The organism is Mucilaginibacter oryzae (assembly GCF_003148845.1).
Lineage (GTDB): Bacteria > Bacteroidota > Bacteroidia > Sphingobacteriales > Sphingobacteriaceae > Mucilaginibacter > Mucilaginibacter oryzae.
The window spans coordinates 1184092-1199480 of sequence record NZ_QGHA01000001.1 but is presented as its reverse complement, the minus strand read 5'-3'; the positions used below and the strand labels follow the sequence as shown (position 1 = coordinate 1199480).

The following is a 15389-nucleotide window of genomic DNA, read 5'->3' as shown; positions in this document are numbered from 1 at the left end:
GATGAACAAAAAAGGGATTTTGAGGATACTGGCTATTGTGCTGATATTTATTGCAAGCGTAGGATTAGACAGGGTTACCAAACTTTATATCCGCGAGCATGTTCACATCAGTGATAACATATTTGTAATCAAAAATTTCTTTACCATACTGCATGCCGAAAATACCGGAGCTTTTTTAAGCCTCGGCGATTCGTTGGAAAACCCCTGGCGCTTTATCCTGCTTTCTTTACTGCCTTTAATTGCGTTGGCTTTCGGTATAGGTTATGTAATGCTTAAGCCATCCATAGGCAAACTTACTACTATTGGTATTGTGCTGGTAATTGCCGGCGGGGCCGGTAACTTATACGACAGGATGATGTACGGCAGCGTAACCGATTTTATGCACATGAACTTCCATATTTTTCAAACAGGGGTGTTCAACGTGGCCGATGTATCCATTATGGTGGGTATGGGCCTTATTCTGCTTGAATCGTGGAAAAAAGATAAAGCTGCCAAAAAGAAACAGCAGGAGGAAGCAGACGCGGAGACAACAACTGCTTAATTAATTTAGGACACAAATACTTTGCAGGCTGATAATAATTAAAACGAATTACACGAATTAGGATAATTTGTTGTAAATATTAAAGAAATTTCCACACGAATTATTTGCTTTTTCAATACAATTAATCGAATTACACAAATCTAAGCTGAGTAAAAGCAGTCAAAAAAATCGTGTAATTCGTAAAAAATCGTTTAAAAAAATCCTATCACCGGATGTTTTGAGGGTATTTTCCTTAAAATCTTCTTAACAATAAAAAGCGTATCTTTGCGGCAATTACCCGTTTGCTTACGGCTTTGAGTTCTCCAAACTTTTCAGATCCGCTTATGCCTTCGCGTGAGCATATTATATATTACACACGATCAAATGTCATTCGAAAATTTAAATTTAATTGAGCCTATCCTCAAGGCTTTAAAAACTGAGGGATATACCACACCTACACCTATACAGGCACAAGCCATACCTATTATTTTACAACGCCGGGATTTGCTTGGCTGTGCGCAAACAGGTACCGGCAAAACCGCTGCCTTTGCTATACCCACCCTGCAGCTTTTACACCAGGACAGGATAGCCCACAAAGAGCAGAAAACCATTAAAGCGCTGGTTTTAACGCCAACCCGCGAGCTGGCCCTGCAAATTGGCGAAAGCTTTACCGCCTACGGCAAACATACCGGCCTTAAAAACCTGGTGATCTTTGGCGGCGTATCGCAAAACCCACAGGTTGATGCATTGCGCCGCGGCGTTGATATCCTGGTAGCAACACCGGGCCGCTTGCTGGATTTAATGAACCAGCGTTTCATTAACCTGGAACATGTTAAATTCCTGATACTGGATGAGGCCGACCGGATGCTGGATATGGGCTTTGTTAACGATGTTAAAAAGATCATTGCCAAAGTTCCGGCCAAAAGGCAAACCCTTTTCTTTTCGGCTACCATGCCTAAAGAAATTCAGAGTTTGGCCGATAGCATCCTGAATAATCCCGAAAAGGTAGAAGTTACCCCCGTATCATCTACCGCTGATACTATCCAGCAGGCCATTTATTATGTAGATAAAAGCGATAAGAAAAACCTGCTTATCCACATCCTGAAAGATAAGGGTATTAAAACGGCACTTGTATTTACCCGTACCAAACACGGCGCCGATAAGGTGGTGAAAGATTTGAACCGGGTAGGCATCACCGCTGAAGCCATACACGGCAACAAATCGCAAAACGCAAGGCAGCGGGCTTTAACCAATTTTAAAAACCGTACCACCCGCGTATTGATAGCTACCGATATTGCCGCCCGTGGTATTGATATTGATGAGTTAACCCACGTAATCAACTACGAACTGCCTAACGTGCCCGAAACTTATGTACACCGTATTGGCCGTACAGGCCGCGCGGGCGCCAACGGTATAGCGTTTTCATTTTGCGATGCCGAAGAACTTGAATTTTTAAAAGATATCCACAAGCTGATAGCCAAACAGATCCCGGTAGAGGAAGGTCACCCATACCCGCTAAGCCCGGCGGCTATGACCGCTAAACTGAACGAAACGCCTAAAAAAGGCGGCTCGGGGGGCGGTGGTAACCAGCGCGGCGGTGGCCGTAGCGGCAGTAAACGCGGCGGTAGCAATAGCCGGTCGGCCGGTAATAACCGCTCCGGCGGCAATAACAGATCAGGCAGCGGCAATCGCTCTGAAGCCGGTAAACCCGGCGGTAAAAGCGGTAAAAGCGGTATGAGCGGGGCCAGAAGGGGTTGATTAAGTGAATAGTGGATTAGGTGAGTGGTTGTTTTTTCCCAAAAACAACCACTCACTCAATCAAGCTAATAAACCATCCACCAAAAAAACAACCACTCACCTCATCAACCCAATCAACCACTCACCAACAAAAACATTTCCCTGTTAATAAGTTAATAACCATATTTGCGGCTGTAGAAAAAATCAAATAGCTTTAAATGAAATTTACGCAGCCGATATCGATGAAACGCCTTATTGATCTTTTCAAGAACAAATTTTTCCTGGTTACGCTGGCTTTTATTGTATGGATGATATTTTTTGACAGGAACGATCTTTTCTCACAATATCAATACCATCAGCAGGTTAAAAAGCTTAGGGTTGAGCGTGATTTCTATAAAGCGCAAACCGACCAGGTAAATAAAGAACTCAACGAACTTACCACCAATCCGCAGCAACTGGAAAAATTTGCCCGCGAAAAATACCTCATGAAAAAGCAAAATGAGGATGTGTATGTGGTAGTGCCCGATTCGACAGAGAGTAAATAAAAGCTGAAAACAGGCTGCTGTTTGCGGAAACCATAGTGCCGGCAATAGCTTTGGTTGCTATGTTTTAACGGGATGATACCGATACAAAAGCCGACACAAAGCTTGTTGTCGGCAAATCCCACATCTGACGGGAGTGGCAGCAAATTTATACTTATCAACCTTCAGGTTTTGCTGACTGATAACTGATGGAATCCTCCAATTAAATAATCCCCATCCGGTTCGAATCCAGCTTAATCAGTACGAATAACAATATTGTAAAGTTTAATAACGAAGAGCCCCCATAGCTGATAAAAGGCAAGGGGATACCGATAACAGGTACAATGCCGATAGTCATCCCGATATTGATGACCACGTGGAAGAACAAAACCGATGCTACGCCGTAGGCATATACCCGCGTAAAAGGCGATCGCTGTCGTTCGGCGATGTAAATAACCCGGAGAATGAGGAACATGAACAGGCCTATTACCGTTATTGAACCGACAAATCCCCATTCTTCACCTATCGTACAAAAAATAAAGTCGGTACTTGGGGCCGGCACAAATGAGTATTGCGTTTGTGTACCGTGCAAATAACCTTTACCCCAAAGCTTGCCCGAGCCAATGGCTATTTTTGATTGATTGACGTTATAACCCTCGCCCCTTAAATCGGTAGTGATACCCAACAGGATATTGATACGTTCGGTTTGGTGTTGTTTTAATACTTTGGAATAAATGAATTTAACACTGAATATAAACGCGATACAAATACCAAGCCCTATAACCATGGTTGTTATCAGCTTGCGGTTGCGCCTGCCCCAATACACAACCAGGGCGGTTATGGCTACCAGGGTAAGGATAATATAAAGCGGGTTATATAGCAAAGCCATTACAAACAAAGCAATAAACAGGCCCGCTATAACCAGAAAGTAAGGCGACAGGCCTTCACGGTATAGTACAAATATCAGCGAGCAAAATACCAGGGTTGAGCCCATATCCGGCTGCCTCAGGATCAGGAGCATGGGCAAGCCGATAATGCCGGCTGCCATCATAAATGATTTAGGTTCGGTTACCCGGATATTGGTACCGCTTAAATAGCGCGCAAGCAGCAGGCAGGTGGCCAGCTTGGCAAACTCGGAGGGTTGCAGCCTGAAACCGCCGCCCATATTGATCCAGGCCTGGTTACCGCCCACATTTCGCCCAATGATCAATACAAGGATCAGCAGTAAAAGCACTATTACATAAAACGCAGGGGCGAGGGCGGCTATAAACCGGCTTTCCAGCAGCAGGATCACGATAGCGACCACTAAGGATGCGCAAATAAATATAAATTGCTTACCATAATTTGTCGACGTATCGATAAGGCTTGAATGGCCGGGTGCATAAACAGCCGCACGAATATTAAACCAACCGATAGCGCAAAGCACCAGGTACAGTAAAACCGTTAACCAATCAACATTGAAAAAAAAGCTGCGTTGTTGCTGGTTACTCATCATCGTGCCCTCCTGCCTGTTAATATACTGATAATGCTGCCTGCTTTGTTATTACCGGCGGTTTCCTGTTTGGCTTTTTTAATTGAATCGGCCTTGGCTTTTTTGATGGAATCAGTCTTGAATTTTCGTACTGAATCTATCTTAGCTGCCCGGATACTGTCTCGTCTGCGTTCCTTTGCCAAGTCTTTGGCATATAAAGCCAGATCGGGAAGGCGGTTGGCATTGGCAAAATAATCAACCGTATAGCCGGCTTCGCGCGCGGTTACCTTACCCGTTAAATACTTTTCGACGATAAAGCTGGCAATAGGAGCGGCCCAGTGCGCGCCCTCGCCCGAGTTTTCAACAACAACCGCTATAGCTATTTTAGGATTATCGCGCGGAGCGAAGGCCACAAAAACCGAATGGTCTTCACCGTGCGGGTTTTGCGCTGTACCGGTTTTACCGCACATGATAATGCCCGGTATTTTTGAGCGGCGCGCGGTACCGTTTTCAACTACCTGTTGCATCCCGTTAATCACCGGTTCAAAATATCCCGAATCAATGCCCACATAGTTCTTTTCGGTATACTCCTTTTTAATAACATTTTCGGTACCGATGGCTTTAATCAGGTGCGGCTTGTAGAAAAACCCCCTGTTTGCAATGATACATTCCAGGTTAGCCAACTGAAGCGGAGTTGCTAAAAGCTCGCCCTGGCCAATAGCTAACGAAACGATGGTGCTTGAGCGCCAGCCACCATTGTGGTAGATATTATCATAGTACAAAGGAGTAGGTACATTGCCGCGGCTTTCGGCCGGCATATCCAGGTCAAGCCGTGCGCCGAGGCCAAACTTCATTACATTGTTTCGCCATGCTTTGAAGTTTGCTTCTGTATTTTTTACGCCGTACCTGTCAACAATACGCTGAAAAACCATCGAAAAATAACCATTACATGATTCGGCTACAGCCCGGGCCATATTTACATTGCCATGAGCCTCCCCCTTATTACAAGGCACATACCGGTTACCTGCCTTATAGTGACCGGTACAATAAAAGATTTCGTTAGGGCTGATGATGCCTTCCTGCAAAGCGATAAGCGCGCTTAAAGGTTTAAACGATGAGCCGGGAGGATACTGTGCCTGTATAGGCCTGATGAAAAACGGTTTGTACGGGTTGTTATACATTTTGGCCAGGTTATTACCGCGCTGGCGGCCAACCATCAGGTTAGGATCATAAGTAGGGCTGCTTACATAGCACAAAATCTCGCCGCTTGATGGTTCGATCGCTACAATACTCCCCAATTTATTCTTCATCAGCTTTTCACCAAGCCTTTGCAGTTCGATATCTAAGGATGACGTTAAACGCTCGCCCGAACGGGGAACGGTATCTAAAGCGCCGTTAGCGAATGAGCCTTTCGGTACCCCCTTCGAATCTACCATTTGTACCTGTACGCCACGCTGTCCGCGGAGCACGGTTTCGTAAGCTTTTTCTACACCGGTAACGCCTATGTAATCGCCAAGCCGGTAATAGCCGTTTGAGCGTTTGATATCTCTGTCCGTCACCTCTCCGATAAAACCCAGAAACTGCGCCGCTATTGAGTCCGGGTAGGTACGTATGGTACGTGGCACTACCGAAAAGCCCGGAAACTCAAAAAGCTTCTCCTGCAGGGCGGCATATAACTGTACTGAAAGTTGTTTTTCGAAAATGAATGGTTTGGCAGGCGATTGTTTTTGGGCTTTGATAAAGCGTTTGTAAAAGCCCTCTTTATCAATGCCTATCATTTTACAAAGCAGCAGGGTATCAAAGGGGCGGTTAACATCTTTCGGGTTAACCATCACATCATAAATGGGTTCGTTTTGTACCAGGATTTTGCCGTTACGGTCCAGTATCGGCCCGCGGGCAGGGTACAGGATGGTGGTACGCCTTACGTTGCTGTTGGCATAAATCTCGTACTTATCGTCAACTATCTGGATATAGTACAACCTCGCCAGTACGGTAAAAATAATCACTAAAAATATACCCGTAATTACGTATCGGCGTTCAAAAAATTTATTCATTTACGTTCTTTCCTCCTGTAAAATAGCAGGCCCGAAATCAGTATTAAAAATACTGTAAATAATGAACTTAAAGCAACACGACTTAGTGTATATTGGATCTCAGAAAAGCTGAATACCTCCAGGTTAAGCAGGAAAAAATGGTGTACCAGGGTAAGTACAACCGCGTAGGTAAAAAACCACCGGAAGCCCATGATACTTAACGTAGGTTCAGGCTCGTTATCAAAGCCATCCTTTTGTACAGTAATGCTGATAAATAAGATCCTTACCAGCGCCAGTACCACACAGGCGGCGGCATGTAAACCGGGCGTATAGTAAAAAACATCAACCGTTAAACCTAAAACAAACGATAGCGTGAACAGCAGTATGTTAGGAACCTCAAAAGGGAGCAATAAAATAAAAAGGATATAAAAATACGGCGTGGCCAGGTTATAAAACGTAATGTTTTTGAGCAGGAAAACCTGCATAAAAACCAGTGCCAAAAACCTTAAAACGTTAATCAGGATAGTCCTACTCATTTTTGTTTTGTACGGCCTCCAGTCCCGTTTGTTCGGCGGCAAATTTATTGTTTACCACGTATACGTATTGCAGTTTGGTAAAATCTACCGCCAGTGAAACCTCTACATTGATCAGCAAACCGCCGCCTTTGGCATGCAGGTTAGTTATTTTACCGAATGGGATCCCTGTAGGGAATAACGAATAACCCGAGGTTACCACCAGTTCTCCAATTTTGGGCTGGGCATTGTTCTGGATATCAATCAGCAAACCTTTATGCGGGTCCAGATCATCACCCCATACAAACGAGCCGATATCTTTGGTATTGGTAAGCATGGCGCTAAAACGGGTGTTTTTATGCAGTACCGATTGAATGATGGCCAAATGTTCCGTAACATCAATTACCTGGCCAACTACGCCGGCTCCGGTTATAACGCCCATATCCTTTTGGATGCCGTCTTTACTGCCCCTGTCTATGGTGATATAATTACTCCGTTTGTTGAACGAGTTGTTGATAACCTTGGCTACAATGTAGCTGTATTGCTGCTTGTAAACGGTATCGTTAACCTTGCGCTTCTCAACACTGTCTACATAAAAGGAGGATTTAACTTCGCCGCGCAGCTTAGCGTTTTCGCGCGCGAGGCTATCATTGGCTTCCCTTAAGGAGAGATAGCTTTTAAACGCGTCGACCTGCTTAAACAAAGTACCTGTAACCGCGTTGGTTGAGTTTAAAAACGAGGCCTTTTGAAACGAATTATACTTAATGTAAATGATAAGCGAGCTGATCTCAAAAATCAGGAACAAAAAAAACGCGTTATACTTTCTTATAAAAGCCCAAAGGTTACGCATTGTTGGAGATCAGTTTTGAAGTTGGATTCAAGATAACAAGAACCAGGAAACAAGAAGGAGTAGATTGTAAGGTATTTTCTTCCTGTTTCTTGATTCCTGATTTCTTGCTTCTAAATTACTGCATTAAAAATTTAAAGTTACCGATATTCTTCAGGGCGGTACCGGTTCCGCGTACTACGGCGCGAAGCGGGTCTTCGGCTACGTGTACCGGGAGTTTGGTTTTGGCAGCTACACGCTTATCCAGGCCGCGCAGTAAGGCACCGCCACCGGTTAAATAAATACCGGTTTGGTAAATATCGGCCGAAAGTTCCGGCGGAGTGATCTCTAACGCTTTTAGTATGGCTTCTTCTATTTTAGAGATAGATTTATCTAAGCAATGTGCAATTTCGGTGTAGGATACCATGATCTGTTTAGGTACACCAGTCATCAGGTCACGGCCCTGAACAGCAAAATCGCCCGGCGGCTCGCTCAGTTCAGGAAGGGCGGAGCCAACCTCTATTTTGATCTTCTCGGCAGTACGGTCACCAATCATGATGTTGTGCTGACGGCGGATGTACTGAACGATGTCCGAATCGAAGTTATCGCCCGCTACACGGATCGACTGGTCGCAAACGATACCCGATAAAGCGATAACGGCGATCTCGGTAGTACCGCCGCCAATATCGATGATCATGTTGCCCATCGGTTCTTCCACATCGATACCGATACCTACCGCGGCAGCCATTGGCTCGTGAATGAGGTAAACCTCTTTAGCGCCGGCAATCTCGGCCGAGTCGCGTACGGCACGTTTCTCTACCTCGGTAATACCTGAGGGGATACAGATCACCATACGTAATGATGGGAAAAACCAGCCCTTACCCTGGTTAATCATCTTGATCATCCCGCGGATCATGTGTTCGGCAGCGTTAAAGTCGGCTATTACGCCGTCTTTAAGCGGGCGCACGGTACGGATGTTATCGTGCGTTTTACCTTCCATCTGCATGGCCTGGCGCCCAATGGCAATCACTTTGTTGGTGGTCCTGTCGAACGCCACGATAGACGGTTCGTCAACAACAACTTTATCGTTATGTATAATGAGGGTATTTGCCGTACCTAAGTCGATAGCAATTTCTTGTGTAAAAAAGTTAAATAAACCCATCTGGTATTTCTTTCAGTATGTTATGCAAAGTTTATAAAAATACGCTTAAATAGTTTAGCATTTTGCAATCTAAAGCGTTAAAAAATCACATTTATTGTGTTGTGAACAGGTAGAAAGGTTGAACAGGTTATTTTTCAGGTTGATTAAGTTAAAAGAAAATCATTATTTCCAATCTTCCTCAAAAACCTCTCACTCAATGATCCAATTAACCTAATCAACCTTTAAATTTAGTGTTTAAAGTGACGAACACCGGTGGTAACCATGGCTAAACCCTTCTCGTTACACATCGCAACCGAAAGTTTATCATTAATGGAGCCGCCTGGTTGTAAAATGGCGGTAATACCGGCCTCGGCGGCCAGTTCGGCACAATCCGGGAAGGGGAAGAAGGCATCGGATGCCATTACCGCGCCATTCAGATCAAAACCAAAGCTATGCGCCTTAATTACGGCTTGTTTCAGCGCGTCAACCCTTGAGGTTTGACCAACGCCGCTTGCCATCAGCTGGTTATTTTTAGCAAACACAATGGTGTTTGATTTGGTATGCTTAACAATTTTATTGGCGAAGAACAGGTCTTTCAACTCTGCCTCGGTCGGAGCTTTTTCGGTAACGGTGGTCATCTGGGCCGGGCCTTCAATAACCGCGTCTTTATCCTGCTCAATAACACCGTTCAATAAAGTTTTAAAGTGTTTAACCGGCAACTCAACAGGTTGACGAACCAACAGTATGCGGTTCTTTTTGCCCGAAAGAATCTGGATAGCCTCGTCAGTGAAAGCAGGTGCGATCAATACTTCATAAAACAATTTGTCGATCTCGGTAGCTGTTTCAGCATCGATCTCCGCATTGGCAATGATTACACCACCAAATGCCGAAACCGGGTCACAGGCCAATGCATCGATCCAGGCATGTTTAATGGTTTGGCGTGTAGCTACACCACAGGCGTTGGTGTGTTTAAGAATGGCAACGGTTGGTTCGGTAAACTCATCGATAATAGCAACAGCTGCGTCAACATCAACCAGGTTATTGTATGATAATTCTTTGCCGTTAAGTTTGTTGAACATGGCATCCAGGTTACCATAAAAAGTACCTTTTTGGTGCGGGTTTTCGCCGTAGCGTAAAACCTGGCTGGTTTGGATGCTTTGTTTAAATACCGGAAGTGGCTCGGCCTCGTTAAAGTAATTGAAAATATGCGTATCGTAGTTCGACGAAATGTTGAATGCTTTCTGGGCGAACAGACGGCGCTGATCGATTGTAGTGGCGCCATCCTGTGTTTTCAGGATATTTTCCAAACCGGCGTAGTCATCTTTCGAAGCAACGATCACCACATCTTTAAAGTTTTTGGCAGCCGCGCGGATTAAAGAGATACCGCCGATATCGATCTTTTCGATCACATCTTCGGCACCTGCGCCCGATTGTACGGTTTCTTCAAAAGGGTACAGATCAACAATCACCAGGTCAATTTCAGGGATTTCATATTGCTCCAGCTGCTGTTTATCGCCATCAAAACTTCTGCGGGCTAAAATACCACCGAAAACCTTAGGATGCAGGGTTTTAACGCGGCCACCCAGGATAGATGGGTAAGAAGTAAGATCTTCTACCGGGATTACGTTAACACCTAAATTGCGGATAAAAGTTTCGGTGCCGCCTGTTGAATAGATATTTACACCAAGGCGGTTTAACTCATGAATGATGGGCTCTAAATTGTCTTTATAATAAACAGAAATTAAAGCATTTTTTATTTGAACTGACTGGCTCATGTACACGCTGTTTTTAGAGCCGCAAAGGTAGTGATATTTAGTTAATTGGAGGTTAGTTAATCAGAGATTAGTTATCGGCATGGATCTGGTTATTTTTCCACAATAGTTTTTCAACGAATCCGATATTTGCAACGCCTGCTATGCGTTCAATCTGGTAACTATAACAAATAGTTATAAATAATTTATTAATTTAGAGATATGACAACAGTGATTATTAAATTTGACTCAGACAAAAAGACCCTTTTGTTAATGCAACTTGCCGAAGAACTCGGTTTGTCGGTAAAAACACAAGAATTTGTGGAATTAGACGCATTAGCAATGGCGAGAGGAATAGGAAGTAAAGCAACGGATGAGGAATTGATTAATTATCTGAATAAAGATATAGATGAAGAGGGGATCCCTTTAGAGCAGGCTTTTGCTAAATATAACAAATAACATTCTGCCAAATTGAATATTGTAATTAAACCTAAGGCCTTAAGAGCAATTGACGCTATCGCGGATTTTGTTGAATCGAAAAATACCCCCCGGAAGCGGCGATAGATATGCTTTAAAATTTCATGAAGCTATCAAAAAGATGGCATTGCCAGGAGGCGTAGAATACGCTATTTGCAACCATCATGTATTGGCAGCATTTAGATATTCATGCAGGCATTTTAACGATTGGGTTATAGTTTTCAAAATTCAAAACAACCAGTTAACGGTTTATGAGATCATTCACGGGTCGCTGTTGTATTGATTGATCAGTAACTCCAACCTCAACTCTTCATCTTTTTCAGTAACGCCTCTACCACCTTAGGGAAATGGTTATGCTCTAACTGCTGTCCTTTAAATTTTACAATTTCCAACGTATCTCCCGGTTCAATTTTAAATTTTGATTGGTGTATGATCTCGCCTTCATCAAAATTCTCGTTAACAAAATGGATGGTAATGCCGCTTTCCTCTTCCTTATTTTCCAGCACGGCGCGGTGTACGTTATCGCCATACATGCCTTTGCCGCCATATTTAGGTAACAGGGCGGGGTGCAGGTTGATGATTTTATTGGGGAACGCTTTTAATAGTGATTGCGGTACCAGCCATAAAAAGCCGGCCAGCACAATGAGGTCTACCTGGAGGTTTTTCAGCAGGCGCACCACATCATCGGTTTGAAAAAACTCGTGCCGGGTAAATATGTGCGATGGGATTTCGAAGTTATCGGCACGCTGTAACACGTAGGCCTGCGGGTTGTTGGTAAGTATAATTACTACCTCGGCATCGGCGTTGCGCTTAAAATGCTCCATCAATTTTTGAGCGTTCGAGCCTGATCCTGAAGCAAAAATGGCGATTCTTTTTTTCATCGTGTTTGTTTTCAACGAAGATGAAGCTACAATAGTTTCATCAGCCTGATTGTTTAATCTGTATGGAAACTATTTTACTAAAACCATTTTAAAATTTAAAATCAATATTATTCTATTGGGTTGTAGTCGTTTTTTTCATCCTTACAAAGCCATACCGCATAATCCGGCGTTTTTTTGTAGCCGAATAATTAGGTTGCACATCGCCGGTTTCCAATACCAGTCCGTAATTACCCAGGGTTACTATTTTTGCATTTTCAAATGGTTTTGAACTTCCTCCTGATGCCTTGGTGCTGTCCTTGCAAACCATATCCGAAACTAAAAACAGTTTGTTTTGGGTAAGAGACCAGCGACCTTTCACGCTGTCGTCACCGCATTGAAAGCGGGCATAACCACACGAATTATCGGCGCTAAATGCAAAGATCTGTGTTTTTTGGCAGGTTTGGTTTAAAGTATCCAGGGAAACCTGGGTATCGCCAATGTAATTGGTAACCGTTAAGGAAGCCAGCTGCCAGTTGCCCACAAACAGATCGGGAATATGGCTCAGGTTATCTTTTTTGCACGAATTAATAACCAACGCGATACCAGCCAGGCAGGAACAAAACAACAGCGGGACTTTTTTCATTTATTATGTAACAGCAAAATTATAAAATATGGTTGATTACCTTGCATCAACCTACAGTAATAAACGCTGTAAATAAAATTTATTTCAAACTATGATGCGCGTTCCGTTTAAAAAACTTAAGGCCGAATTTAAAAGGGTATTGCTGGCTGTTAATTTTGAGGATGACAAAGCCGAAACCATGGCAACCGTTTTCGCAGAAAACAGCAGGGATGGCGTGTACACCCACGGACTAAACCGTTTTCCTGTTTTTATTGACTTTGTTAAACAGGGATTGATAGCTATTAAAGCCGGACCCGAAAAAACAGGCGGTTTTGGCGCGTTGGAACAATGGGACGGAAATTTGGGGCCGGGCATATTGAACGCGCAATTCGCCATGAACAGGGCCATGCAACTGGCCCGCGATAACGGCATAGGCTGTGTAGCCCTGAAAAATACCAACCATTGGATGCGTGGCGGCACTTACGGCTGGCAGGCGGCCGAGGCTGGTTTTATCAGCATATCGTTCACCAATACCATTGCCAATTTACCGCCATGGGGAGGGCTTGAACCAAGGCTGGGTAACAATCCGCTGGTAATAGCTGTTCCGCGCGCAAACGGGCATGTGGTGCTTGATATGGCTATTTCGCAATATGCCGTTGGTAAACTGAAACAATTTGAAAGCAATGATAACCAGGCGCTGCCATTGCCGGGCGGTTACGACCATGAAGGCAAATTAACCACCGATGCAAGGGCCATTCTCGAAACCAAAAGGTTGTTGCCTGCCGGTTTTTGGAAGGGATCCGGCCTGGCCCTGGTACTTGATATACTTGCAACCCTGTTAAGCGGTGGCAACTCAACTGCCCGTATTACCCGGAGTGGGCATGAATCAGCAATTTCGCAGGTTTTTATTTGCATCAGGCCTACCGGCATCCGGCAAACACAGGAGTTGATTGAAGAAATTATAAACTATACCCAAACAAGCGCACCCGAACATGAAGGTGTTTCAATTTCTTACCCCGGCGAAGGCACTTTGAAAACAAGGGAAAATAATTTAAAGGAAGGCGTGCCGGTAGATGAGAAGATCTGGGCGAAGGTTTTAGCAATGTGATCATTCCCCCACCATCATTCCCTCAAATTTCTCCCAAAAACCGTCACGCGGAACAGGCGCAATAATAGCCACCGGCTCATTTTTTACGGGATGAACAAAAGTGAGTTTGCGCGCATGCAGGCAGATACTTTTGCGCAGGCTGCCGCGGGGGTAGCCATATTTATTATCGCCAACAATAGGTGTACCCAGGGTTGAAAGCTGCACCCTGATTTGGTGAGGCCTGCCTGTTATCGGGTCTACTTCAATTAAATAGTAGCCGTTTAGTTCGCCAACCAGTTTATAACTGAGCTCCGAGCGCAGGCTGCCCTGTACTTCCTTATCGTGCGCTTTGGTTACGTTTTTTTGCGGATTTTTTACCAGCCAGTGTACCAGGGTCCCCGCTTCGGGATAAGGCCTTTTGCGTACCACGGCATAATAGGTTTTATGCATTTCGCGGGCCTTGAACATTTTGTTGATCCTATCCAGTGCCTTACTGGTTTTAGCGAAGAGGATCACGCCGCTCACCGGCCGGTCCAGCCGGTGTACTACGCCTAAAAAAGCCCCGTTGGGTTTGTTGTATTTTTGAGCGATGTATTTCTTTACCTTCTCATCAAGCGGCTCATCGCCGGTTTCATCAACCTGCACAATGTCTCCCGCGCGTTTGTTGATAGCGATAAGATGGTTATCCTCATAAAGAACATCCTTATCGGTAATCTCATTGCTGCTGTAGTTAAATTCGGGACGGGGCATTTTTTTTAGTTCATGGTTCATGGTTGATGGTTCATGGAAAGACGTAAATTGCTATGATCCATGAACCATCGACTATGAACTAATTAATATTGTTCTTTTTCACTCGGGAAATCATTTCCCTTTACATCAGTATTGTAATTTTTTATCGCGTCGTGCATCACATCGTACAGGTTGGCATACTGGCGTAAAAAGCGGGGCTTAAAGCCTTTGTTGATGCCCAGCATATCATGGATCACCAGCACCTGGCCGTCGCAATGCTGGCCTGCGCCTATACCAATGGTGGGGATCTGCAGGCTTTCGCTTACTTCCTGTGCCAGTTTGGCCGGGATTTTTTCCAATACCACGCCGAAGCAGCCCAGTTCCTGCAGTTTCAGGGCGTCGTCCCGCAGCTTTTGTGCTTCTGCTTCGTGCCTGGCGCGCACGGTGTAAGTACCAAATTTATAAATAGACTGCGGTGTTAAACCCAAATGCCCCATCACCGGGATGCCCGCGGTGAGGATGCGGCTTACTGATTCGGCAATTTCAATGCCCCCTTCAATTTTAACAGCATGGGCACCGGCCTCCTTCATAATGCGGATGGCTGAGTTGAGGGCCTCTTTCGAGTTGCCCTGGTAGGAGCCAAACGGCAGATCAACCACCACCAGCGCGCGTTTAGCGGCACGCACTACAGACGAGGCATGGTAAATCATCTGGTCCAGCGTGATCGGCAGGGTGGTTTCATGCCCGGCCATCACATTCGAGGCTGAATCGCCTACCAGAATGATATCCGTTCCGGCATCGTCAACAATATTAGCCATCGAGTAATCGTAGGCGGTAAGCATGGTGATCTTTTCGCCACGAACCTTCATCTCCTGGATAGTATTGGTGGTGATGCGCTTTATTTCTTTATTTACAGACATTGATCAGTATTTTATCGGCGTTGCAAAGGTACATATGATTTCGGATTTCGGAATTTCGATTTCGGATGTGCGATTTCGGATTTTTTTATTTGGGAAGAAGCCAATTTGGTTAGGCTTAAAGTTGGATTAATATTTGCTTAATCATATTATAAATCCGAAATCGCACATCCGAAATCCGAAAT

16 protein-coding genes are annotated in these 15389 nt (G+C 44.6%); 6 read left to right on the top strand and 10 right to left on the bottom strand.

What is annotated here, in order from left to right; all coding sequences use genetic code 11:
- Position 1: 1 nt before the first annotated feature.
- The 3 genes from lspA to LX99_RS05220 all read left to right on the top strand — a co-directional run bounded on the left by lspA (position 2) and on the right by LX99_RS05220 (position 2802).
- Complete coding sequence (gene lspA / locus LX99_RS05230) at positions 2 to 541, top strand: signal peptidase II (RefSeq protein WP_245927847.1); 540 nt, start codon at positions 2 to 4, stop codon at positions 539 to 541.
- Between the two features lie 363 nt (positions 542 to 904).
- Positions 905 to 2278: a DEAD/DEAH box helicase gene (locus LX99_RS05225; RefSeq protein WP_109606870.1), complete on the top strand. Its 1374-nt coding sequence runs from the start codon at positions 905 to 907 to the stop codon at positions 2276 to 2278.
- 197 nt (positions 2279 to 2475) lie between these two features.
- Entirely contained in the window at positions 2476 to 2802 is a 327-nt protein-coding gene (locus tag LX99_RS05220; RefSeq protein ID WP_245927846.1) for an FtsB family cell division protein, read from the top strand.
- A 199-nt stretch (positions 2803 to 3001) separates the two neighbouring features.
- Here the strand turns inward: LX99_RS05220 and rodA are convergent, their stop codons facing one another.
- From rodA to purH, 6 genes are all read right to left on the bottom strand, one after another.
- The gene (gene rodA, locus LX99_RS05215) at positions 3002 to 4270 is read right to left on the bottom strand and encodes a rod shape-determining protein RodA (protein WP_109606869.1); all 1269 of its coding nucleotides are present in this window, start codon (positions 4268 to 4270) and stop codon (positions 3002 to 3004) included.
- Complete coding sequence (gene mrdA, locus LX99_RS05210; protein WP_109606868.1) at positions 4270 to 6303, bottom strand: penicillin-binding protein 2; 2034 nt, start codon at positions 6301 to 6303, stop codon at positions 4270 to 4272. Before mrdA ends, rodA begins: the two co-directional genes overlap by 1 nt.
- Entirely contained in the window at positions 6300 to 6818 is a 519-nt protein-coding gene (locus tag LX99_RS05205; protein ID WP_109606867.1) for a rod shape-determining protein MreD, read from the bottom strand. The genes mrdA and LX99_RS05205 overlap by 4 nt, the downstream gene beginning before the upstream one ends.
- On the bottom strand, positions 6811 to 7644 hold the full coding sequence (gene mreC / locus LX99_RS05200) for a rod shape-determining protein MreC (RefSeq protein ID WP_109606866.1): 834 nt from the start codon (positions 7642 to 7644) through the stop codon (positions 6811 to 6813). Before mreC ends, LX99_RS05205 begins: the two co-directional genes overlap by 8 nt.
- Before the next feature lie 115 nt (positions 7645 to 7759).
- Positions 7760 to 8782 carry a rod shape-determining protein gene (locus tag LX99_RS05195; protein ID WP_109606865.1) on the bottom strand — a complete coding sequence of 341 codons (1023 nt, stop codon included), beginning with the start codon at positions 8780 to 8782 and terminating at the stop codon, positions 7760 to 7762.
- Between the two features lie 227 nt (positions 8783 to 9009).
- The gene (gene purH / locus LX99_RS05190; protein ID WP_109606864.1) at positions 9010 to 10536 is read right to left on the bottom strand and encodes a bifunctional phosphoribosylaminoimidazolecarboxamide formyltransferase/IMP cyclohydrolase; all 1527 of its coding nucleotides are present in this window, start codon (positions 10534 to 10536) and stop codon (positions 9010 to 9012) included.
- A gap of 198 nt (positions 10537 to 10734) precedes the next feature.
- Here purH and LX99_RS05185 point away from each other — a divergent pair, with 198 nt between their 5' ends.
- Positions 10735 to 10971, top strand: coding sequence for a hypothetical protein (locus tag LX99_RS05185; protein WP_109606863.1), 237 nt, complete (start codon positions 10735 to 10737; stop codon positions 10969 to 10971).
- 139 nt (positions 10972 to 11110) lie between these two features.
- Positions 11111 to 11272, top strand: a complete 162-nt coding sequence (locus tag LX99_RS25550) for a hypothetical protein (RefSeq protein ID WP_170122632.1) — start codon at positions 11111 to 11113, stop codon at positions 11270 to 11272.
- 19 nt (positions 11273 to 11291) lie between these two features.
- Here the strand turns inward: LX99_RS25550 and purN are convergent, their stop codons facing one another.
- Both purN and LX99_RS05175 read right to left on the bottom strand, forming a co-directional pair.
- A complete protein-coding gene (purN, locus tag LX99_RS05180) occupies positions 11292 to 11870 on the bottom strand; it encodes a phosphoribosylglycinamide formyltransferase (protein ID WP_109606862.1) in 579 nt (192 codons plus the stop codon).
- A gap of 112 nt (positions 11871 to 11982) precedes the next feature.
- Positions 11983 to 12492, bottom strand: a complete 510-nt coding sequence (locus LX99_RS05175; RefSeq protein ID WP_109606861.1) for a hypothetical protein — start codon at positions 12490 to 12492, stop codon at positions 11983 to 11985.
- Between the two features lie 91 nt (positions 12493 to 12583).
- On the opposite strand from LX99_RS05175, the gene yiaK reads away from it, so the two are divergent.
- Positions 12584 to 13579, top strand: coding sequence for a 3-dehydro-L-gulonate 2-dehydrogenase (gene yiaK, locus LX99_RS05170; protein ID WP_245927845.1), 996 nt, complete (start codon positions 12584 to 12586; stop codon positions 13577 to 13579).
- Here the strand turns inward: yiaK and LX99_RS05165 are convergent, their stop codons facing one another.
- Both LX99_RS05165 and panB read right to left on the bottom strand, forming a co-directional pair.
- Complete coding sequence (locus LX99_RS05165; RefSeq protein ID WP_245927844.1) at positions 13580 to 14329, bottom strand: RluA family pseudouridine synthase; 750 nt, start codon at positions 14327 to 14329, stop codon at positions 13580 to 13582.
- Between the two features lie 62 nt (positions 14330 to 14391).
- Positions 14392 to 15207 carry a 3-methyl-2-oxobutanoate hydroxymethyltransferase gene (panB, locus tag LX99_RS05160; protein WP_109606860.1) on the bottom strand — a complete coding sequence of 272 codons (816 nt, stop codon included), beginning with the start codon at positions 15205 to 15207 and terminating at the stop codon, positions 14392 to 14394.
- Positions 15208 to 15389 lie beyond the last annotated feature (182 nt).

What these genes read in the sequence shown, in the direction of transcription:
- rodA (WP_109606869.1), bottom strand. Translation starts at nt 4,270, where the DNA reads ATGAGTAACCAGCAACAACGCAGCTTTTTTTTCAATGTTGATTGGTTA.
- LX99_RS05195 (WP_109606865.1), bottom strand. Translation starts at nt 8,782, where the DNA reads ATGGGTTTATTTAACTTTTTTACACAAGAAATTGCTATCGACTTAGGT.
- purN (WP_109606862.1), bottom strand. Translation starts at nt 11,870, where the DNA reads ATGAAAAAAAGAATCGCCATTTTTGCTTCAGGATCAGGCTCGAACGCT.
- mrdA (WP_109606868.1), bottom strand. Translation starts at nt 6,303, where the DNA reads ATGAATAAATTTTTTGAACGCCGATACGTAATTACGGGTATATTTTTA.
- LX99_RS05225 (WP_109606870.1), top strand. Translation starts at nt 905, where the DNA reads ATGTCATTCGAAAATTTAAATTTAATTGAGCCTATCCTCAAGGCTTTA.
- purH (WP_109606864.1), bottom strand. Translation starts at nt 10,536, where the DNA reads ATGAGCCAGTCAGTTCAAATAAAAAATGCTTTAATTTCTGTTTATTAT.
- LX99_RS05175 (WP_109606861.1), bottom strand. Translation starts at nt 12,492, where the DNA reads ATGAAAAAAGTCCCGCTGTTGTTTTGTTCCTGCCTGGCTGGTATCGCG.
- LX99_RS05205 (WP_109606867.1), bottom strand. Translation starts at nt 6,818, where the DNA reads ATGAGTAGGACTATCCTGATTAACGTTTTAAGGTTTTTGGCACTGGTT.
- LX99_RS25550 (WP_170122632.1), top strand. Translation starts at nt 11,111, where the DNA reads ATGGCATTGCCAGGAGGCGTAGAATACGCTATTTGCAACCATCATGTA.
- yiaK (WP_245927845.1), top strand. Translation starts at nt 12,584, where the DNA reads ATGATGCGCGTTCCGTTTAAAAAACTTAAGGCCGAATTTAAAAGGGTA.
- panB (WP_109606860.1), bottom strand. Translation starts at nt 15,207, where the DNA reads ATGTCTGTAAATAAAGAAATAAAGCGCATCACCACCAATACTATCCAG.
- lspA (WP_245927847.1), top strand. Translation starts at nt 2, where the DNA reads ATGAACAAAAAAGGGATTTTGAGGATACTGGCTATTGTGCTGATATTT.
- LX99_RS05165 (WP_245927844.1), bottom strand. Translation starts at nt 14,329, where the DNA reads ATGAACCATGAACTAAAAAAAATGCCCCGTCCCGAATTTAACTACAGC.
- mreC (WP_109606866.1), bottom strand. Translation starts at nt 7,644, where the DNA reads ATGCGTAACCTTTGGGCTTTTATAAGAAAGTATAACGCGTTTTTTTTG.
- LX99_RS05220 (WP_245927846.1), top strand. Translation starts at nt 2,476, where the DNA reads ATGAAATTTACGCAGCCGATATCGATGAAACGCCTTATTGATCTTTTC.
- LX99_RS05185 (WP_109606863.1), top strand. Translation starts at nt 10,735, where the DNA reads ATGACAACAGTGATTATTAAATTTGACTCAGACAAAAAGACCCTTTTG.